This window comes from Vibrio sp. AND4 (assembly GCF_000171815.1).
In the GTDB taxonomy this organism is placed as follows: domain Bacteria; phylum Pseudomonadota; class Gammaproteobacteria; order Enterobacterales; family Vibrionaceae; genus Vibrio.
Window position 1 is genome coordinate 67,130 of the sequence record NZ_ABGR01000004.1, and the last position, 23,057, is coordinate 90,186.

Consider the following 23,057-nt stretch of genomic DNA (forward strand, 5'->3'; position numbering starts at 1 on the left):
AGGCTAACTATATAATATTGCGTAATATTCTCAACGTGGCACATTCACCACTATATCTCTAAATTGACCACCATAATCACCCCTGCTTCCCCTAAAAACAAAATTATCATAGGTATTTTGGATTTTTAGCCCGATGAAAGAGCCTCAAATGGTTTGAATCAATAATGAGAAATTACCAATGATTTGATTTAGATCACTTTAAAGCAGACAAAAAGAAAGCGAGCTCAATGCTCGCTTTCTATTAGGCTACCTTCTGTAACGCTATTTCTTCAGTATCTCGTTCCCGCATATTTGGTATGACGAGCGCAGTAACTGTCGTACTAGAGTAGTTGAATATTTTATTCACCTCGTCAGCGTTAACAGATAAGGAGTTGGTGCCATTCGCATAAATGGTTATTGCTCCGTCTTTCAAAGTAGACAAATCAAGATCAACCGTCCATGTACCATCAAGTAACACTGTCGCACTGCCTGTAACTTCCGAGTCGTAGTCGTCAATGGCCTTTATTTCAATTTTGTCACCTTGGTCAAAGCGAGTACTTGTGCCATTGATAGTTGCTGTTGTGTTTCCTGAAACGTCATCAATGGTACCGAGAGTAATCGTTGGCGTGATAATCAATGCATACCCGTTATTCGGACTGCCCGTATTACCCGCTAAATCTTCAAAATCACTGACATTTAGGACCGCGAGGTGTTGTGACGCACCTGGGTCTGCCAAAGAAGCAACCTCTGCTTTCCACGTTGTAGCATCTCCTTGCATCGTGAAACCTGATACTGCTGCGCCGGCTAGCGTCGCTTGAATGGTGTCTCCCTTAACCGCTTTACTGAACGTCAAAGTGACTTCCACAGGGGCACCCACCAAGTGATGTGGCTTATCAAACGATGCATTAGTCAGCGAAGGCAATGCCTGCTCTAACAGGAACTCACGCTGTTGCTGCGCTTCCATATCAGTGCCATCGACCGTATTCGCCCCCGTTACCACCACTTGGTACTTGCCATTTGGCTGACCGCTAAGGTTTATCTCATTGCTCGTCCAACTGCCGTTCTGAACCTTAACATTATCGGTTGCGACAGTTGTTGCTGAAGCGTCTGAAGTTTTGATTTCTACACTCAGGGTTTGACCATCAAGACGTTTCGCGGTGCCTGTAAACTGATAGTTTGCTGCCTCGCTCTCGTCCACCTTACCCACATCGTTAATGGTCAACGTTGGCGTGATTGGTAATGTATATTTTTGGTCCACCGTCACCGTGTTACCCGGTTCGTCCCCAAAACTGTTGACGGCTAGGATTGCACTAAGCGCGGTATCACCCGGGTCTGCCAAAGAAGCAACCTCTGCTTTCCACGTTGTAGCATCTCCCTGCATCGTGAAACCTGATACTGCTGCGCCGGCTAGCGTCGCTTGAATGGTGTCTCCCTTAACCGCTTTACTGAACGTCAAAGTGACTTCCACAGGGGCACCCACCAAGTGATGTGGCTTATCAAACGATGCATTAGTCAGCGAAGGCAATGCCTGCTCTAACAGGAACTCACGCTGTTGCTGCGCTTCCATATCAGTGCCATCGACCGTATTCGCCCCCGTTACCACCACTTGGTACTTGCCATTTGGCTGACCGCTAAGGTTTATCTCATTGCTCGTCCAACTGCCGTTCTGAACCTTAACATTATCGGTTGCGACAGTTGTTGCTGAAGCGTCTGAAGTTTTGATTTCTACACTCAGGGTTTGACCATCAAGACGTTTCGCGGTGCCTGTAAACTGATAGTTTGCTGCCTCGCTCTCGTCCACCTTACCCACATCGTTAATGGTCAACGTTGGCGTGATTGGTAATGTATATTTTTGGTCCACCGTCACCGTGTTACCCGGTTCGTCCCCAAAACTATTGACGCTTAGGATTGCACTAAGCGCGGTATCACCCGGGTCTGCCAAAGAAGCAACCTCTGCTTTCCACGTTGTAGCATCTCCCTGCATCGTGAAACCTGATACTGCTTCACCCGCAAGCGTCGCTTGAATGGTGTCTCCCTTAACCGCTTTACTGAACGTCAAAGTGACTTCCACAGGATCACTCACTAAGTGATGTGGCTTATCAAACGATGCATTAGTCAGCGAAGGCAATGCCTGCTCTAACAGGAACTCACGCTGTTGCTGCGCTTCCATAGTAATGCCAGCGACCGTATTCGCCCCCGTTACCACCACTTGGTACTTGCCATTTGGCTGACCGCTAAGGTTTATCTCATTGCTCGTCCAACTGCCGTTCTGAACCTTAACATTATCGGTTGCGACAGTTGTTGCTGAAGCGTCTGAAGTTTTGATTTCTACACTCAGGGTTTGACCATCAAGACGTTTCGCGGTGCCTGTAAACTGATAGTTTGCTGCCTCGCTCTCGTCCACCTTACCCACATTGTTAATGGTCAACGTTGGCGTGATTGGTAATGTATATTTTTGGTCCACCGTCACCGTGTTACCCGGTTCGTCCCCAAAACTGTTGACGGCTAGGATCGCACTAAGCGCGGTATCACCCGGGTCTGCCAAAGAAGCAACCTCTGCTTTCCACGTTGTAGCATCTCCCTGCATCGTGAAACCTGATACTGCTGCGCCGGCTAGCGTCGCTTGAATGGTGTCTCCCTTAACCGCTTTACTGAACGTCAAAGTGACTTCCACAGGATCACTCACCAAGTGATGTGGCTTATCAAACGATGCATTAGTCAGCGAAGGCAATGCCTGCTCTAACCTGAACTCACGCTGTTGCTGCGCTTCCATATCAGTGCCATCGACCGTATTCGCCCCCGTTACCACCACTTGGTACTTGCCATTTGGCTGACCGCTAAGGTTTATCTCATTGCTCGCCCAACTGCCGTTCTGAACCTTAACATTATCGGTTGCGACAGTTGTTGCTGAAGCGTCTGAAGTTTTGATTTCTACACTCAGGGTTTGACCATCAAGACGTTTCGCGGTGCCTGTAAACTGATAGTTTGCTGCCTCGCTCTCGTCCACCTTACCCACATTGTTAATGGTCAACGTTGGCGTGATTGGTAATGTATATTTTTGGTCCACCGTCACCGTGTTACCCGGTTCGTCCCCAAAACTGTTGACGGCTAGGATTGCACTAAGCGCGGTATCACCCGGGTCTGCCAAAGAAGCAACCTCTGCTTTCCACGTTGTAGCATCTCCCTGCATCGTGAAACCTGATACTGCTGCGCCGGCTAGCGTCGCTTGAATGGTGTCTCCCTTAACCGCTTTACTGAACGTCAAAGTGACTTCCACAGGATCACTCACTAAGTGATGTGGCTTATCAAACGATGCATTAGTCAGCGAAGGCAATGCCTGCTCTAACAGGAACTCACGCTGTTGCTGCGCTTCCATATCAATGCCAGCGACCGTATTTTTCCCCGTTACCACCACTTGGTACTTGCCATTTGGCTGACCGCTAAGGTTTATCTCATTGCTCGCCCAACTGCCGTTCTGAACCTTAACATTATCGGTTGCGACAGTTGCTGAAGCGTCTGAAGTTTTGATTTCTACACTCAGGGTTTGACCATCAAGACGTTTCGCGGTGCCTGTAAACTGATAGTTTGCTGCCTCGCTCTCGTCCACCTTACCCACATTGTTAATGGTCAACGTTGGCGTGATTGGTAATGTATATTTTTGGTCCACCGTCACCGTGTTACCCGGTTCGTCCCCAAAACTGTTGACGGCTAGGATTGCACTAAGCGCGGTATCACCCGGGTCTGCCAAAGAAGCAACCTCTGCTTTCCACGTTGTAGCATCTCCCTGCATCGTGAAACCTGATACTGCTGCGCCGGCTAGCGTCGCTTGAATGGTGTCTCCCTTAACCGCTTTACTGAACGTCAAAGTGACTTCCACAGGATCACTCACTAAGTGATGTGGCTTATCAAACGATGCATTAGTCAGCGAAGGCAATGCCTGCTCTAACAGGAACTCACGCTGTTGCTGCGCTTCCATATCAATGCCAGCGACCGTATTTTTCCCCGTTACCACCACTTGGTACTTGCCATTTGGCTGACCGCTAAGGTTTATCTCATTGCTCGCCCAACTGCCGTTCTGAACCTTAACATTATCGGTTGCGACAGTTGCTGAAGCGTCTGAAGTTTTGATTTCTACACTCAGGGTTTGACCATCAAGACGTTTCGCGGTGCCTGTAAACTGATAGTTTGCTGCCTCACTCTCGTCCACCTTACCCACATTGTTAATGGTCAACGTTGGCGTGATTGGTAATGTATATTTTTGGTCCACCGTCACCGTGTTACCCGGTTCGTCCCCAAAACTATTGACGGCAAGGATTGCACTAAGCGCTGTATCACCCGGGTCTGCCAAAGAAACAACCTCTGCTTTCCACGTTGTAGCATCTCCCTGCATCGTGAAACCTGATACTGCTGCGCCGGCTAGCGTCGCTTGAATGGTGTCTCCCTTAACCGCTTTACTGAACGTCAAAGTGACTTCCACAGGATCACTCACTAAGTGATGTGGCTTATCAAACGATGCATTAGTCAGCGAAGGCAATGCCTGCTCTAACAGGAACTCACGCTGTTGCTGCGCTTCCATATCAATGCCATCGACCGTATTTTTCCCCGTTACCACCACTTGGTACTTGCCATTTGGCTGACCGCTAAGGTTTATCTCATTGCTCGCCCAACTGCCGTTCTGAACCTTAACATTATCATCGGTTGCGATAGTTGCTGAAGCGTCTGAAGTTTTGATTTCTACACTCAGGGTTTGACCATCAAGACGTTTCGCGGTGCCTGTAAACTGATAGTTTGCTGCCTCGCTCTCGTCCACCTTACCCACATCGTTAATGGTCAACGTTGGCGTGATTGGTAATGTATATTTTTGGTCCACCGTCACCGTGTTACCCGGTTCGTCCCCGAAACTATTGACGCTTAGGATTGCACTAAGCGCGGTATCACCCGGGTCTGCCAAAGAAGCAACCTCTGCTTTCCACGTTGTAGCATCTCCCTGCATCGTGAAACCTGATACTGCTGCGCCGGCTAGCGTCGCTTGAATGGTGTCTCCCTTAACCGCTTTACTGAACGTCAAAGTGACTTCCACAGGGGCACCCACCAAGTGATGTGGCTTATCAAACGATGCACTCATCAGCGAAGGCAATGCCTGCTCTAACCTGAACTCACGCTGTTGCTGCGCTTCCATAGTAATGCCAGCGACCGTATTCGCCCCCGTTACCACCACTTGGTACTTGCCATTTGGCTGACCGCTAAGGTTTATCTCATTGCTCGTCCAACTGCCGTTCTGAACCTTAACATTATCGGTTGCGACAGTTGTTGCTGAAGCGTCTGAAGTTTTGATTTCTACACTCAGGGTTTGACCATCAAGACGTTCCGCGGTGCCTGTAAACTGATAGTTTGCTGCCTCGCTCTCGTCCACCTTACCCACATCGTTAATGGTCAACGTTGGCGTGATTGGCAATTCATATGACGTATTATCCTCGCCCACATTACCTACTAGGTCTTTATATTGACTCACCACTAAGCCAACACCGAGATCTGGTACGTCTGGGACTTTCACGCTTCCGGTCCAAACTTTCTTATTTTCATCATCAGCAATCAAAGTAATGTTGTTGGCGCCTAATGTAGCCGTGGCCTCTTGCAAATCTTTATCAAACTTAAGCTCAACTTGGACATCTTCACCGATTTTTTGATGCAGTGGATCAAACGTTACTTTAGTAAGCGTTGGCAACACCCCATCAACGTCCAGTTGAAGGCTATCTCCTTTACCATTTATATTATTGGCACTCTTGTAACTGTTATCTTCAACCGATATGGTTACCTTTTTATTTACATCTTTTGGAGTTACGTATGTAACTGTCCAAGTTATGTTGTCTGTGGTACTCCAAGATAAAGGTTTTAGCTCACCGCCATTATTCTCATCTAACTTTACGTCTGAAATATCGAATTCTTTTTCTTTGACTTCTTCAGTAAAAGTAAACGTAAGCGGGACTTCGACGCCACCAGCCAAAGGTGTGCTTGCAGTCGTCGATATTGTTAGCTCAGGGACTGTTGCTGCTTCTACTTTGTATGTTGTCGTTTTTTCCGTTTTTTTCTTGACAGCATCAAACGCGGTTACTTTTATCGTATAGTCTCCTGGCGATAATAAGTAGTGGAACACATAAGGGTCGCCATCGTTATTAGGCTCCGTGATTGAATCTGGCCCTACTGCTTTACCTGAGCCGTTGTCAGCCGTTGATGTTACCGAACTTAAGTTTTTATCAGTCACATCAGCAGTTACATCCAACTTATATTTGCCATCATCTGTCGCTTCGTCTTCTTGCTTGCTATCGCGAATCGACACTTCAGGATCTTCATAATCGACAACCGATTCGATACCTTTGGCACCATAAGTGTTACCAAAAAGCTTAAAGTCTTTAATAGCACGTCCCATTGAGTCAGTGACTGTCAATTCGTATCTGTATTCAGCTTGGTCATCAATTGCAAAATCCATGGTACCAGTCGCGCTTGACAACACGATATTGCCGTTGAAGTTAAGCGGGTCTCCGCTGAAGTTCAGCGGCTCTCCGCTAGTTGGGACCATATCAATGGAATATCGAGTTGCCTTGACAGGCCCATTCTCTGTTGAAGTAATCGTGAACGATTGACTTGCTTTCGTGAAAGCTAGCTTGTCTTCCGACAAGCTAGCTATATCAGTAAATTCGAGACTAATAGTCGGCGCAGTCAGATCGATAGTCTTGTTTTGACTACTTTGGTTATCCACCTCATCTTTCGCGATTACTTCAACCTTAATTTCATTAAGACCTGAAAGCTCACCTTTGGATAGCTCGAAATAAGTTATGTATTTCTTATCGTCTTCCTTGTATATTTTTTCTTCTTCAAAATCAAGCGCTCGCACCGTGTACTTAACCTTAGCTAAACCGCTGACGTCATCTTTCATATCGACAAAAGTGAACCTAACTTTGTCATCTTCTTGCTCAGTAACCTTGATAGCATCTCCAATAACAGGAGCAGTATTATCGAATCTAATATTTTCAACGGCTTTACTTCCACGGTTATCCCAAACATCTTTAACAGTTACATTTATATCTAATAGTTCGTTTGCTAAACCCTCATCCAGCTTATTGCTACGAAATGTTGAACAGAGAAATGTGTCGTCATCAGTACAGTCAGTGAAATTTCTGAAATTATCAGCATTATTTTTGAGGTCATAAGACTCATCACCAAAAGTAACACTGACATTTTCTATTTTCGAGTTTTTGGCAAGCTTAACTCTAAAGTCCACATCGAGGAATGTACCATTTAATACATCTTTAGCTTCAGGGCTTGTAATACGAACTTCCGGTTCTTGAGTTGGTAATACAAATTCAAACGCATAATCTGGTGCTAAGTTGCCTACATTATCCTTTATGTTTTCAATTTTATAGGCATGCTTACTATCCACCTTTCGAAGGATATCGTAATACTTTTCTTTGTAACGGCAAACAGTTTGCTTATCGCCATTGACAGCACAACTCTTGGCATCAAATGTCGTATCCCCAAACATCTCACTTAACTGAGGTTTGTCGTCTTTATCTACCCCAGACAGCAAATCTTTGAATATCAGGTCGAATGCAAGGTACTTAGTTGAGTCATCTGAGTTGTAGCTTACCTCACCACCTTGAAATTCGTACTTATTATTTTCAGGTGAGACTGTGATTGGAGCCTCTGCATCCATCATTTTAAAGTCAAACTTCTTCACTGCTACGGCTCCATTCGTGCCCGTAGTTTGCACAATCAAAACAGCAGTTGGATACGAAATACCTTCCGAGTCAACGCTACAACTAGGCTCTTGACCCGAAGAGATATTCTTCTCGCCAGAGGTAGGCTTTTCTTCTGGGGGATTAGGTGCGACGTTGCTATCGTATTTTTGACGAACCCAACATTGAATTTTGGCTGCTTTAACTTCACTTCTCGTTGTGAATTTGACGTCTAACACCCCGTCAGACGGATAGTTTTGAAAATCTTTAGGCTCAGCAATATCAATATCTACACCATCACGCTGGACGCTTAACGTACGGTTAATGTTGCTAACTAGTGGAGTACCGTTATGTTGGACATTATTTTCAATACTAATACTTAACGCATAGTTTCCATCAGTACTTAGGTCAGACTCGGTTAACGTCGCTTCCCAAGTGTCCTCTGAACCGTCGACTGGATCAAATGAAAAGTCTGTCGCTTTACTTGCCTCCGAGTATTGATAAGTAGATTTAATTTCTTTAACACCACTCACATCGGTTACTTTTAAAGTTAGCTTGATGTTACCACTGTCATATATAACACCACTGGGAATTTCACCACCGTCTGAGTAAGCAATCGTAAGACCCAGTTGGGGACGCTTACTACTCACATTAACCAAAAAGTCTTTTTTTGATGAGTTACCACGAGTATCTGAACCTTTAACTCTAATTGTATGCTCACCATCACTTTGCCCACCTAAAGGAATTTTAAGAGCGTCGGCATTGACTATTTTCGTTCCCGCAGTACCCGGAGTTGGTTCAACATCTTCAAATATCCAGTACTCTAAGCTTTCTCGATCTACCCCCTGAGTAGAAACGTTACCATTCGGGCCTAAATCTGTAGCTCTCAGTTCAAAGACATAATCACTTCTGTAATAACCATCATTATGCCCGAGCAAGCTAAATTCTGGGCCTTGATTATCAAAAACTACGCTATTTGTATTCGATTGACTTTCAAAACCATGAACATCTTTCGCTTTAACATAGAGACTAATGCGATTTCCTTCAGTAGGGTTAAGGTGAATATTCTTAGTATCATCTTCCACAAGTGGCATTTCGAACTTTTGACTTGGGTTCTCAGGCTTAAACGTTTTTAACACTGTAGGGTTATCTACCTGGAACAAGGACACTTCCTCAATACCAGAATCATCTGTCACAGATTCAAAAAGTACATTGAATTTGCGCCCTACTACGGTGTTTTCTTCGTTCAAAGCATCTTTAACCCAAGGGGTAGAAAGTAGAATTATTGGCCCTTTATTATCAACTTTGAAGCTGAACGTCCCCTTCCTACTCTTATTTGCCGGGTAGGCTTTATCTGTTGCCGTTACATAAAATTCATTTTTGGAGTCATAATTAAAGGCGTCAGCAACCAATTGAACTTTAACATCCGGCTGCTCGCCAATGAGGTATGGTTGTTCGCAAACGCTTGTATCAGGATCGCAAGCTTCTAACGTCTGGGACTGACCTGAGCCTTTCCTTAGTTCGACTTTTACATTGCTACCTTGACTAAGATCACCCCAGTCGATCACCGGAGTCCAAACATCGTTGCCACCCAATCGCTCTGTAATTTCCGCATCATTAACCACTGGCGGTTCAGAGTCTATATGGATAGGAAATCTTGGAGCTGCGTTGTCGGCATCTGATACCGCGTTTCCTAAGTTATCTTCCGCGCTAACTACCGCTAACCAGTCACCATCACCGGGGTTAATTGTTGTTCCTTGAGTCGAGCAATCTTCCTGGCTACATAGGCGTACGACAAACTGATTGCTTTGGTTGGTATAAAACTGATCATATGAAACAGGGTATCTTTCACCAGATATCTTATAGAAAAGCAAGCTACGTTTCTCGAGTTTGTCATCAACCACATCATCCAACTTAAAAGTTAGATTGTGGATGTTATTTCTAATACTCAGATAAACATCTTCCCCAATAGGTTGGTTATCTAGACCTATAAGAGGGATGTAACTCGCTGTCGGATAGTCGTTATCTACATGAAGGCGCGTAATATGCGGCTCTTTGTAAGTGTTGCCTTTGGTATCGGATGCCGTTATTTCAAGCGCAAACTCGATGATATCGGTGAGATCTGTCGATTCTGTATTTAAGGTAAAGAAGTACTCTTTTCTAAATTTATTACTATCGCCAGATTCATTTAGTTGTATCTGGGGATCAAATTCAATCGAATGGTCAGGATCGTCAACAGCATACCATACGCTATGAAATCTCGGTGCTTGGTCACCTTCCTCTACAACCCCAGATGGATCTTCTAACACCACTCTAGATCGTACTTCTCCCGCAACATAAAGCTTATCGCCAACCATTGTTTTGCGGCCGTCCACGATTTCTATCTCTGGTTTCGGTGGAGTCGTATCAATACTTTCACCATCACCATCAATGATATCGTCTTCACCAAGTTTTGGATTAGCCATAGAAATATCATCGGCAAATAGCTGAGCAATGTTTTTGGGGATATCATGATTCTCAGTCATTACTTTATACAAAGCTTCTGCAAGGTCTTTGCGGTAGGTATCAGAGTCGAATTCGTAATCATCCAATTTGATTTGATTCCCACCAGCGCCAATTCCGTTTGCTTTACCATCGTAGCTAAGATCGTCATAAATAGCGGAGGCGAAATCAGAAGAGTTATTACGAGGTGTGTCCTGAGCTAAGTCATCAATGGCTTCAACAAGAAAACGATGCAGATAGTCGTTAGATAGATCGCTAGGAATTGGCTCCTCAAGCATCTCATTTGTAGCGTAAGCCGTCACGGTTGGATCGAATCCGAAGAATGAATCATTACCGCCCGCTAAAGCATATTTCACCTCTGTCAAAATTTGTGATGCGCGTTCTGATGTCTTGTTACCCGCCTCTACCTGATTCCAACGAGAGTCAAATAGTCCTGTTTGGTAAGCAGCAAGCTCAGTCACGTAATACGTTTTTGAGCCATCAAGTTCAAAATATGCGCCGATATTGGCATTGTTTAGATTAACGTTCGCTTTGGCGCCTGCATCGTCTTTCCATTGGTAATAATAAGGCTCACTCCCTTCTACACCAATTAAACGCACTCGCATGAAGTCGTAATTAACAACATCCGTCGTGGCTTCACACGAGGCAACATCAAGCGCGGTAGTTTGATCGCTTTCTTGCTGCTGAATCGTGGTACAGCTTGCTAAAGAGGTGAACTCACCATTAGGGTTCAGACCTTCTAACTGCACACGCGCACCAATGAAAGGTGTCACTATCGTCATCGTAGGTAGGTCAAAACTGCTTCGGAAGTAAACTTCTTGAGTCGCACTTTCGTTGTCGGACTCGTCGATGGTTTGAATCACCAGTTTTTGACTGGCGTTTTCTGAAACGTTTTTAAAACCATCACCAAGGACTTCTTTTACGAAAGGAACGTAGTAAATAACTTCATTGACTTTGCCTTCGCTATCTAAAATAGTTTCGTGAGGAATACTCGCAGTGATAGCGTCCGTCGAGGCTACGGTTTGTGTTGTGTTTTGAAATGCATAGTTGTTGTCGTTGTTTTGACTTACGTAGTACTTCACAACGAGTTTAAGCTTGTCGGCACTTGAGCCTAAAACAGTATCCGAACTGACATCAGCAACTCGAACTCGTACATACGGAATCTTATTCTCTTTTAATACGTTGGCGTGAAAATCGGCAAAATCAACGCCTTGAATAGATTTCAAGCCAGAGGCAGCATAGACATAATCGATCTTCAAGTAGTCTCGGCTTGACTGCACGTTGTCTGAAGTATAAGTATCTTGCGTGTAAACCCCTTCGTATGAAGACCTTTCTCCATCGACACTCACATTAACGTAATTCATCGATGTCCCTTCAGGGTACGTAATGATCTGAGCAGGCGCTTGGTCATCTCGGCTTACAGCATGAGGAAATTCGCCGATATTGCCTTTGGTATCAGTGGCCTTGATATCGAACGTAGTCGTTGATACGAATTCGTCCGTCAAATAGGCTTTACTAAACTCGCAAGCACTGCCCGACTCTGCCGTGATTGGAGTACAAGTCAATTCTTCAGGTAGGCCACTTTTAAATGAAACGCTGACAGACTTAATGCCTTGAGACGCTTCTTTTACTATGCCTTTTAATACGTACTCTTTAACGACGTTGTTGATGGTGTCACCAGATTCAACTGTAATGACTGGTGCGTCATTATCCCACTCGAAATTCACGTAGTGGCCTGAATTGCTGCCAGGAACAAGTTCATTGCCTAAAACGTCTGCCGTGTAAAACACCAAACGTGCTGCAGTCACATTGGAAAGGCCAGTATCTGAATTGACCTCAACGGCATCAATCGCTTTTGTATCAACACTCACTTGGATGTTTGTTTCACGTACACCCACTTCAAGGTCAGTTGCGTCTACCGTACAAAATTCACTGCCAGAAGTCTGTGGATCGTTACATTTGAATTCACCTGACCAAGTGCCGTTAAGCTGGTATTCGAGGTAAGCCGATACAGACTCGACACCAATATCGTCATTAATTCTGATATCGACCTTATCTGTTCTTGTCAGTACATCACTGTCGGTGCGCGACACAGTTGGTGGCACAGTATCGATGTCGGTTTCATCACGCGGTGGAATCACACCATCCGTATCGCCATGGCTACCGAGATCATTAATTTTTCGACTAAAAGCTACGAAATCATCGGCATTCGTACCTGAAATATTAAGTTCAGGATCGTTGACAACAATCAAAACGTGTTGAGAAAGGTCTTGGGTGTAAACGTCGCTGCTGATCCTCTGCTGACCAAACGTGAGCGGCGTAACGGCACCTGTCGAATTACTGATCTCTAGCCCGTCTAAAAGACCATCAGCGACAACATCCCGGTACTGGATGTCAGACAAGTTCATTGAGGTATAGATATTGTCCTCAGACTGGCCATATTTTTTGATTAAATCATAAGAGTAAGAAGAATAGGCGGTTAGCAAAGCACCGTATTGGTGCCCTGGCGTTGCAAAGCTACTTTGACCACCCTTGGTGATATCAATTGGCTTCGTTTCATTGACGTCAAAGCCATACATACCGTTAATGCTGTCTAGCGCGCCAGAGACCGCTTTCGAGCCTGACTCTCCGCCTGCAATTTTGTATTTCGTCAGACCTGAAACAATATTAGTCAATGGTGTCAGCATTAACTTTTGTTCATTACCTTCACTAAAGTTCACCACACCCTCTAAGCGCAAAGTCTTACCTGCACTCGTTGACACGAATTCGTTGGTTAAGGGATCGGTATAGCTACCTTGTTGCGCTACAACATACAAGGGCATCGAAGCAGATTCGAATTCTAGTTTGTAATCACCAAAGGCATCAGATGTCGTGCTATCGAGCTTACGGCCAACCTTTCCATCCTTGTATTCAAACACATCGATCTTGGCACCATTGACTGGGGCGTCAAAAACGTTACCCGAGATACTCCCTGTATTTCTTGCAGGCGGTGTGCTATCACCTCCCTCCCCACCGCCACATGCACTTAATAGTAGTGAAGCAGCCATGAGACCTAACGTTGGTTTTATCGTATTTTTAGTGAACATAGTATTTTGGCAGAGTCTATTTTGCCGCGATTATATTATTGTCTAAAATTTTCTCAACATGACAAAATAACCATACAATCATTCATAAACGCTAGAAAAGCCGTCATTATTAACTTACTTTAGCAACACTAATTCACTTCTATCGTTATTTGATTAGTAAAAACACAGGAATTGGCATTAACGGCGTGTAAGATTTTATTTAAAATATTATACTCCTCTCAATTTTTCGCCCTAAGCATAAATCCGATCTAATGACAAGTTTAACACTAAGACAGCATACTCAAAACATTGCGTTAGCCCATGTATTCATTGCATTCATTGTCATTATTGCTGTGTCTTTTATCTACTGCTTGTTCACACCAGAAGAGCAGCCTCAGCCTGTCACCGCTCGATTTCAAACTACTGTTTCAAAGAACCAAACCACTGTGCCAAAGAGCACGGTCCATGGAGATATTGAGCAAACCTACGAAACTCACTTTCAACGCACAAAGATCACCACAGGTATTGTTGACTATTCTTTCGTTACTTCTTTAATCAACGCTGGATTATCTCAGCACGAAATTAAATCATTAATTAAATTAATTGAAAATGAATTCGACATTATCGGTTCTGTCCGAAAAGGCGATCAGTTTTCAATTAAAACCAAAACCAATAGTCATAATGAAAAATACATTAGTTCTTTTTACTATTCTGGTAGTAAAAGAGACTTCTTCGTCATTAATGATGGCAATAACAACGCTTACGATGAATATGGCAATAAGTTAATTCGAAAGCCATATTATGCATTTCCACTGGCAAAAAAGTACAAAGTAAGTTCAGGTTTTAATTTAAAGCGAAAACACCCAGTCACAGGGTTACTTACCCCACATCTAGGTACCGACTATGCCGTGTCGATCGGAACACCGATACAAAGTATTGCGGATGGCGTCGTGGTTAAATCACGCTACAACCGCTTTGCCGGTAACTACATCAACATCCGCCACACCAATGGTTCACTGTCCCGCTACTTGCACCTATCTCGCAGTGATGTTCACGCAGGTGACAGCGTAACCAAAGGCCAAACCATCGGCCGCACGGGCAACACAGGAAGGACAACTGGTCCGCACCTACATCTCGAATTAATCGTTGATGGCGTCCCGGTTGATTACGCACGTTACATCCAAACGAACCCTGCTCCGCCCGTCAACACTCAAATGATGTTAGCTGCAAGAGCCGAACGTGAAGAGCTTATTGAACAATTGCAGAAATACCCTTCTTAATTTTTAGTGTTGAATTGAATCCTTTCTCAGCGCATTAGGGCTACGCAGCCATAATGCGCTGAGTTCCATCAAAGACACTCTCAAACGACTCGAAAGTGCCCCAGTAAAAGCTAAAGCTGGAGTTAGGCTTCTGAAAGTTAAAGAGGGCTTACAACTTCGTATTCACCCTAAACGCTCCACTACCGCAAAAGGAACGAAAACCTGGCAATTCAAATATCGTCACCCTGTAACACGAAAAGTAACTAAAATTTCAATGGGAACCTATCCTTCCCTGGGGCTGGCTGCCGCCAAATTAGAAGCAGCAGAATATCGCAAACAAATTGCGTTAGGTTTAGATCCTAAGCGCGTCAAAGAAGATAAGAGAATTGAAGAGCTACGCAAGCACGATGATAACTTTCTCGCTGTCGCAAGCGATGTTATCAACGCTAACCCTCTTACAAAAATGAGCAATTCATTTGAGAAACATCACGTTGAAAACATGCCTACCATTCGACCTGAACTATTAGGCGACTTTTTATCTCGATTGGAGCAAAATGAAAACATCCAAGATAAAACCAAACTACTGCTACTTTGGCAGTTGCACACTATCGCACGTCCAAAAGAAGCGGCAAGAACACGCTGGAAAGACATAGATTTAAAAAACCGATGCTGGACCATACCTGCTGAAGAAATGAAGCGTAGACGTGAACACAGAGTCCCTCTAACTGAGCAGGCTATTACCATTCTTGAACGAATCAGAATTCAAAGTGACGGTAAAGAATTCGTCTTCCCTGGTGAACGAAACCCACAGAGTCATATAAGCATCTACACAGCCAATGCTGCTTTAAAACGCAGCTTAGGGTTTAAAGATGAACTCGTTGCACATGGTTTGAGAGCTATTGCATCAACCGCCCTACACGAGCAAGGCTTTGACACACTGCATATCGAGGCTTGCCTATCACACATGGACAAGAATACGACAAGAGCGAGCTACAACCGCTCAGACTTTTTTGAACAAAGGAAAGAAATCATGAGCTGGTGGAGTGAGTTTATAATGGAAGCGAATAGTAATCACTAAACAACGAAAAAGATAAGAGTGGCGAACACTTATCGATAGGCACTAGCCGTTGTCAGCGCACATTTAAATAGCCGATTATTGACTGAAAATTACCTTGAAAAACTCCGCTATCGACCACACCATAAGACGCTGACGCGAGCGCGGCACTTTACAGAATCGTAAAATTAGCCAAAGCCAATCGTCTTAACCTCTATAACCATATGGTTAAGTGTAAGAAAGAGCTGGCGAAAGCAGGCAAGATATCATGCCTTGAAACTTTAAGCACTGCAGTATCGCACTATGGGCGCATACGGCGTACTCCAACCGAGGTAAGTCCCCTTAGCTTGATGGGACGCTTACTAAACCGAAAAGCCTAAGCAGAAATACTTAGGCATCAGAATATGATGGGAGAGAGACAGCAAGATTAGCGAATCAAGATCTTGATTTAAAAAACAAACAGCAGATCTATGATTTAAAAGTATTACTCAATAAAATCCATTGAATGGAAAGATATCGATTAACTACCCTTCCATTACGTTTAAGCCTGGCTACTCGACCCTAAATCTGAAATTTCATGTTATGAATCGCTATAGCTTTCTATCCTTTCAGCGCCTTTTCATGAATTGATTCCGTTGAGATAGCTCCAATATCTTTGCTGAAACCTTCTAACAGACTTTGTATCTTACTCTTGCTTTCTTCAATCGAAGTAAACCAGTCACTCAGTTCCTTTTGTTTTTCTAGACTAGGTAAAGAAACTTCCACTTCATATAACTGATTGATAGAAACAAATTTTTGTGCGGTGCCTGTTGCCAAATTGTTCAAGTCTAAGCTTTTTAAAACATGAGCTAAGTAAGGTAAATACACCCTAGTCGTGTCCAGTAGTTCCAAGCTTATCGCGTTGGTAGTTAACCAATATGGTTTAGATGAAAAGTGTATGTTTCCGCAGTGTGCACCAACCTTTCCAATTATGACTGAGTCTCCGGGTCTATTAGCGTCTAGGTAATATCCTATTATTCCATTTCCCCCATACACAGGAAATTCTCCCTTGCTTTCGACGTCATCTTTATTGAGATTCTTTCCACTTCTAAGTTTACACACATCTTTTAACGCTACATGATGTATGTACTCTAACTCGAAATTGCGAGACATAGTATCAAAGTGCTTTTCAATTGATGTCACCAAAGCTAACTGTTCGCTTTTTAATAAGGCGATCATTTTCTGTTTGTCGAACTTCAAGCCCGCTTCTTTCTTAGGTAAAGAAAATGAAAGGTTAAGTGTCTTATCTTGTAGTAAAGACTCCTTACTTATTAAGCAAGAATGCTCACTAACTTCTCTACGTTCGTACAATGACGTAAAGTCCTCAAAGTCAGAATCAGTAATTGAGTTTAACTTACTCAAAGGTTTATCCGTTCTTAACTCATAAAACCATATGTCTTTTTCTGACACGGTATTATCAAAAAACAAAACACTAACTTTAACTCCAGAGTATGGTGCTAACGTACCTTTAGGAAGGCTCAGAACGGTGTGCAGATTAAATTGCGTTAGCAACTGTCGCTTTAGTTCATCTAGATGTGATGCATTACCGAACAAAATGCCATCTGGAATAACTATTGCAGCCCGTCCCCCTTTTGCCAGCTTATCCATCGTATGCTTAAGAAACATAGCTTCAAGACTGCCGCTATAACCGTGATAGTAATATTCATACTTAGTTAACTCGTTAACTTTTCCAAATGGCACTCCAGAAATGACAAAATCATACTGCTGACAATCTCTATTTAGCAATGAGTCGGATATCGATACACCACTAATGTCGATATCGTTGAGAAGTAAGTTCAACATTCCTATCAAATGCGCGAATGGACTTAGATCATTACCAATAAAATTTAAATCATTAAAGTAGCTCTTATTCTTTACGTGTTTGATTGCCTCAACAAAAAAACCACCTGTTCCCATAGCAGGATCGTAAACTGTAGTTAGTGGCTCAGGATTTAGAGCACTGACCATTGCCTTAATCAACGGTCTTGGTGAATAATATGCACCTGATGAACCAGAATCCTTAATCATATTAAGCAGTAGATAGTCAAAATCAACTTCAATATCTTCAAATAAATCTATCTCTTCCAGTTTATGTATAACCAAATATAATATTTTATTTGACCTTATTCTAAAAGGTATCTGCTCAAATATGTTTTCGATTTTTTTCCAGTTATGGCGAGAGAAAATTCTATGAGATAATTCATCTTCACTAAAAATAATATTAGTTTCAATCTGAATTAATCTATCTCTTAAAGTATAACAATCAATTACTGAACCATTTTGTGAAAGATTATCCAGCCCGGTAAATAAGATCGGAAATGAACCAACATGCTTTTCATTTAGTAATTCTATTGAGACCGCCTTGTCGATATATTTAATTAATAGTAGCAGTGACAATTGCTCGACGGCATCAATAGCATTATTTATGCCAGTATCCTTTCTTAAGAGTTCAATGATATCTGTCAATCTATTATTATTCATTACTTTCTCACCAAGTATTTATACATATCTACGATATCATTACTGATCTCTTCAGGAATTATTTTGTTAACATACTTTTGAGCTTTTTCGATGCAAAACCCTTTACCATCAACATTTATATAAGGGTCAACGATTTTCTTAACTGAACTTGATGGATGCTTAGCCAAGTAACTATTGAACTTACCATCAATTCCAATATCTCCATTTTTGCCTACTTTTAACTGGCAATCTTCTACGTAGTGCCTATTGATTTCATTACATGCAGCCCCTAAAGCAGTATAAGACAGTAGATAGTGCTTAATCTCTCTTCTTCTCCAAGACAATAACACCACTTTTTTCAATGGCTTTGAATCTTTTTCAGTTTTTTGTTTAGTATTTTTTTTAGAAGGCTTAGGGGGCTCTGTAGGCTTAAACAAGTGGCCCTTAACTAAAAATGGATTTTCAGTTGTACCAATTAGATTATTAGGGTATTCATCAGCATCGCATATCATGAATACTCTTTCGGTTTTAGCTTTCAGTTTTTTCAATGTTTTTAAAGTCGTTAAAAACCTTTCGTAATTTTTTAACCAGTTTATTTTATTGTCACCAAATGTATTTTTATCTTGCCCCTCAACAAACCCAGAAGAAATACTCAAGCAAATGAAATCAGATAGACTATCCTCAATCATTTCATCTGAATACTCTTCATCAATAGATAGTTTTCTCTTAAGTAACAACTTAAAAATTTCCCAGTCATGTGCATGATCCATAACTACGACATTTTTATACATAGAAACAATTTTATACTGTGTTTCTTCAACTTCAGATAAAGCTTCTAATCTCTGAAGTAGTTTGAATGATGAATTGGCATATTGAACCTCTCCACACTCAATAGTTCTTAATTTATCGATCCCAGCTTTAGCAATAGAGTCCAACAAGTGTGATGTTGTGATTAGTGAACCTTTAATTTCATTGTAAACCTCCCACAATCTATCAATATTTCTATAATGGAGATGAGAATCTGCTTCATCAAACAAAAATAGAGTATTTTCTCTGTCAAAAAGATCTATTAATGCATACAGGAAAAGTAGTTGGTACTCACCATCACTCAAATCCTCCAAGCGTAGCGGCTTACTGTCCTCGCCTGAAGAACCAATCACTTTAAAAAATTCAAGGTTGAGACTTTTTTTAACTACAAAGTAATCGTTATCAGCAGCTTGTGTAAAGAACATGATTTTCGAATCAAAAGAGGTATGCTCATCTGTCTCAAAAGACACCTTGGATAACTCACTTTGAGATAACTGAATCGTTTTCAGCTCTATAGGTTGACTAAAATCGTAACTCTCATCCACTAAAGTGTTAATAAAGTTGCTTAGAGTTAGATGGTAAGCCTTATTGGTCATAACATCGCTGTTGCCTTGGTCTTCTTCTTTTTGAGCTTGACCTACTAAGCTCACATATGCTTTATCAACTTTAATATCAAAAGAGACTTTTGTTGAATCATCCTCTTCAAATTCACTTTCGATGACATAACCGTTGTGACGCAAGAATTTGCGTACCAAACCATTTTGGTTACCAGTAGTAGATAAAAATATTAGTAGCTTCGCCAGCGACTTGTCATAGTAAAAACAATCTAGGTTTAGTGCCCTTTTATCTTTTCGTTCCGTGTTTAAGTAATGAGCAAAACGTTCCGAATAGCTTTCATTTTGGCCAGACGAAAAACATACTACATTAAATTCTTCGTATAGAGAGCCCTTTAGTTTTTCATCAAAGATAGACTTTAAAATTGTTGATTTACCAGAGCCATTCCCACCGATGAAAGTAGCAATTTTGTCAAACTTTAGCTCCTGTGGTTGGTCATGAAGGACATTTGGTGGTAAGGGAAGTGAAATAGTTGCCATTAATAATGTTCCTCAATATAACCATACGCCTTGGCGAACAGCTCTTTGTCTTTTCCTAAACCAAACTGAGCAAGTGTCAGTAACAAGGCCTTTTGAATCTCTCTTGGGCCACTGTTCGAGCTCTGCCAGCCTTTAAAGCGTTTAGCTTTTACAATCTTGTCTATCTGCTCAACGACATCACCGATTAGCTTTGGTGTGCTCTCGGGGCGAGTTTCTAAGAACAGTTTTGTTAGTGCTTGTTTGTTATCTTCTTGAGTTACTGGTGAATCGCCCGTTTCACGTTCGGCTTGAACTGTATCTTTAGCCGTATCAAGTAGCCCTTTCAGCCAGTCAATTGCCTTGATTACGCCTGCTTCATAGTCCTGGCGTAGTTTTTCTAAGCGCTCACCGAGAGCGATAAACTTAGGATTACCGCTGCCGCGCAGACGGCCCATGAGATCAATTTCAAGCTGGCTCGCTCGCTTCTCTTGCTCTTTCTCAGTCAACGTGAAGATAGCGTGCTCATCCATGACCAATTCATCAATATCATCACGAATGCGATTAATATCGGTATGTTCGTGAATCATCTTGATGGTTTCTGGGCCTAGTGCAGCCCAAACAAGAGAGCCTGTCTGCCCTACAGGGCGAACTGATTCATAGATTTGTACCAGCCACTTATAATCCGCTCGATAAGGCGTTAAGAAAGCATCCGGGTTAATCGCAGACCATAACTTAGCTAAAACACCAAAAGAGGCCGCAAACTCATCACGTTTCTCGTTAGTTGGTAAGCAAGCTTGTGCTGCCATAATACCTTCGAAACCATCGATGGTTCTGTCGACATTAGGGAAGAAGCTTAAACACTTGTCTAACTGAGCTGGCAGTAGCTCTTTAAAGGCCTCGATACCTTCTACCACACCTTCTATTTCTTCGGGGTTATAAGCTAATGCGGTACGCAAGTTCTCAAACACGCCTAAGTAATCAATGATGAGGCCCATTTGCTTACTAACGTTGTCCGTCTCGTACAAACGGTTAGTACGACACATCGCCTGCAACAGGGTATGGTCACGTAATGGCTTATCTAAGTACATGCAGTAACAGATAGGCGCATCGAATCCGGTCAACAGTTTTGCGGTAACAATCAGCAATTGAAGTGGTTGTTTTGGATCTTTGTAATCCTCAATCAGGCTCTTCTGCTTTTGGTCATTACCATCAATCTCTTGCCAACGTTCAAAGTCGGACTCTTTGATAGGCAGCTCAAGGTCTTGCTTCCATTTACGCCAGTCCTTGTTAACCTTGCCTTTCTTACTTGCGTCTTCATCTTTGATTGGTGCTTGGTCGACGTTCATGACCACTTCTACCGCATCAAAGCCTAGTTTCTTACCGAGCAAATAATACATCTGCACACAGGTATCTCGGTCATAGACCACTACCATGCCTTTCATCTGCTTTGGCTTTACATGGCTTACAAAGTGATTGGCAATATCTTCACTTACCGCCGCCATGCGTTTTGGCGCCTTCAACATAATCGCTAAGCGGCCAGCACGCTTAGATAATGCCATTTTCTCATCATCGTCTAGGTCGTTATCTTTGACCATTTGTTCAAAGGCTTCATCAATTGCTGCACGATCCACACGAAGCTCAGCCAAACGAGGCTCAAACTTGACTGCATTGGTCGCTTTATCTCGTATGGACTGCTTATAGCTGTAGCGGTTCATATAACGCCCTTCATCCTCTTCAGCACCAAAGAGTTTGAAAGTATTGCGGTCGATACCAGAAATCGGCGTACCTGTTAAGCCATAGAAATGAGCATGAGGCAGCGCCCAGCGCATTTTGTCGCCAAGAGAACCCTCTTGAGTGCGGTGCGCTTCATCCACCAGCACAATAATGTTATCACGACTGTTTAGACCGTTTTCATTGCTCTCATCGATTTCGACGTCTTTAAACTTGAAGACGGTGGTGATCAAAATGCCGCGACTATCTTGTTCTATATGCTCACCAAGCTTTTTACAGCTTTGTACTTTGATGAGATTTTTAACATCCGCTCCACCAAAGGTTTCATTGATTTGGCTATCGAGATCTCGACGGTCTACCACAATCAAGACGGTTGGATTTTTCAATTTGTTATCAGCACGAAGCATGCGAGCCGCATAGAGCATAAGCAAGGACTTACCTGAACCTTGGAAGTGCCAGATAAGACCTTTTTTCGGATAACCTTTTTTTACACGCTCAACAATTTGCTTTGCAGCTTCGAATTGAGGGTAACGCGGTAAGATTTTAATGCGTTTAGGTGGAGTGTCTTTGCCTGTCTTCACCGTTGAAAACAGCGCAAAAGACTCTAACATTTGCAGCAAGGTTTCTGGGTTCAACAAGCCTTCGCAACTATCAAGCACGGTAGCTAAACTTGCAGGAATCTCATCTCGCTGATCGGTTTTATGCCATGGCCCCCAATCTTTAACTCGGGCATTAATCGCACCATAAGCAAAAGTGCGACCTTCAGAAGCAAAACATAGAAGGTTTGGCACGAAGAAGGGCTCAACATTTTTCCAATAATGCTTTTGACCACCAATAAAATCAGCAGCACCATCTTGCCAAGTCACACTTGGACGAGTGGCAGATTTTACTTCCCCCACCACCAGCGGGATACCGTTCACGTACAGAACGATATCGAAGAACACCTCTGTCGCGGCAATGAAGTGAACCTGCTGAGAAACAACAAAGTGGTTGTTTTCGGGAGTATCAAAATCAATCAGCTTGATAGTGATATGATCGCCATTTTCGCCAAACGGTAGGCTTTTCTCTGCCATCAACCATTCATGGAAATTCTCGTTGGCTTTGACTAAACCAGTATGCTTAGCTTCTAACATCAAGCCACGAAGTTTGTAGATCACCTCATCAGCATAATCAGGATTGTTGCAAATATCAGGGTTTAACGAACAAAGCGCGTCTTTAAGCCAGGTATCAACGAAGATATCGTGAGTTTGCTTAGGCAAGCTCTCACCATGACAGTAATTCCACTTTACTCCGCTCAAGCCTTTTAAACGGTCAATAATTCCATCTTCTGTGACGTTTTGTTCGTTAAACATTTT

At 42.8% G+C, this 23,057-nt stretch carries 6 protein-coding genes; 2 read left to right on the plus strand and 4 right to left on the minus strand.

Annotated elements, in window-relative coordinates; genetic code table 11:
- Positions 1-241: 241 nt before the first annotated feature.
- On the minus strand, positions 242-13,261 hold the full coding sequence (locus tag AND4_RS07150; protein ID WP_009842273.1) for a tandem large repeat: 13,020 nt from the start codon (positions 13,259-13,261) through the stop codon (positions 242-244).
- Positions 13,262-13,551: 290 nt separating this feature from the next.
- Between AND4_RS07150 and AND4_RS07155 the strand changes: the two genes are divergently transcribed.
- Entirely contained in the window at positions 13,552-14,559 is a 1,008-nt protein-coding gene (locus tag AND4_RS07155) for a peptidoglycan DD-metalloendopeptidase family protein (RefSeq protein ID WP_009842274.1), read from the plus strand.
- 130 nt (positions 14,560-14,689) lie between these two features.
- Entirely contained in the window at positions 14,690-15,616 is a 927-nt protein-coding gene (locus tag AND4_RS07160; protein WP_275039046.1) for a tyrosine-type recombinase/integrase, read from the plus strand.
- Positions 15,617-16,192: 576 nt separating this feature from the next.
- Here AND4_RS07160 and AND4_RS07165 read toward each other — a convergent pair.
- From AND4_RS07165 to AND4_RS07175, 3 genes are read right to left on the minus strand one after another with little or no spacing between them, the layout of a single operon-like run.
- Positions 16,193-18,112, minus strand: coding sequence for an N-6 DNA methylase (locus AND4_RS07165; protein WP_009842276.1), 1,920 nt, complete (start codon positions 18,110-18,112; stop codon positions 16,193-16,195).
- Positions 18,112-19,992 (minus strand): AAA family ATPase, encoded by a 1,881-nt coding sequence (locus AND4_RS07170; RefSeq protein ID WP_009842277.1) that lies wholly within the window; start codon positions 19,990-19,992, stop codon positions 18,112-18,114. The genes AND4_RS07165 and AND4_RS07170 overlap by 1 nt, the downstream gene beginning before the upstream one ends.
- Positions 19,992-23,054, minus strand: a complete 3,063-nt coding sequence (locus tag AND4_RS07175; RefSeq protein WP_009842278.1) for an HsdR family type I site-specific deoxyribonuclease — start codon at positions 23,052-23,054, stop codon at positions 19,992-19,994. Before AND4_RS07175 ends, AND4_RS07170 begins: the two co-directional genes overlap by 1 nt.
- Between the last annotated feature and the right edge of the window lie 3 nt (positions 23,055-23,057).

Excerpts from the sequence above, each read along its gene's own strand:
- AND4_RS07170 (WP_009842277.1), bottom strand. The coding sequence starts at position 19,992 with ATGGCAACTATTTCACTTCCCTTACCACCAAATGTCCTTCATGACCAA.
- AND4_RS07165 (WP_009842276.1), bottom strand. The coding sequence starts at position 18,112 with ATGAATAATAATAGATTGACAGATATCATTGAACTCTTAAGAAAGGAT.
- AND4_RS07150 (WP_009842273.1), bottom strand. The coding sequence starts at position 13,261 with ATGGCTGCTTCACTACTATTAAGTGCATGTGGCGGTGGGGAGGGAGGT.
- AND4_RS07175 (WP_009842278.1), bottom strand. The coding sequence starts at position 23,054 with ATGTTTAACGAACAAAACGTCACAGAAGATGGAATTATTGACCGTTTA.
- AND4_RS07155 (WP_009842274.1), top strand. The coding sequence starts at position 13,552 with ATGACAAGTTTAACACTAAGACAGCATACTCAAAACATTGCGTTAGCC.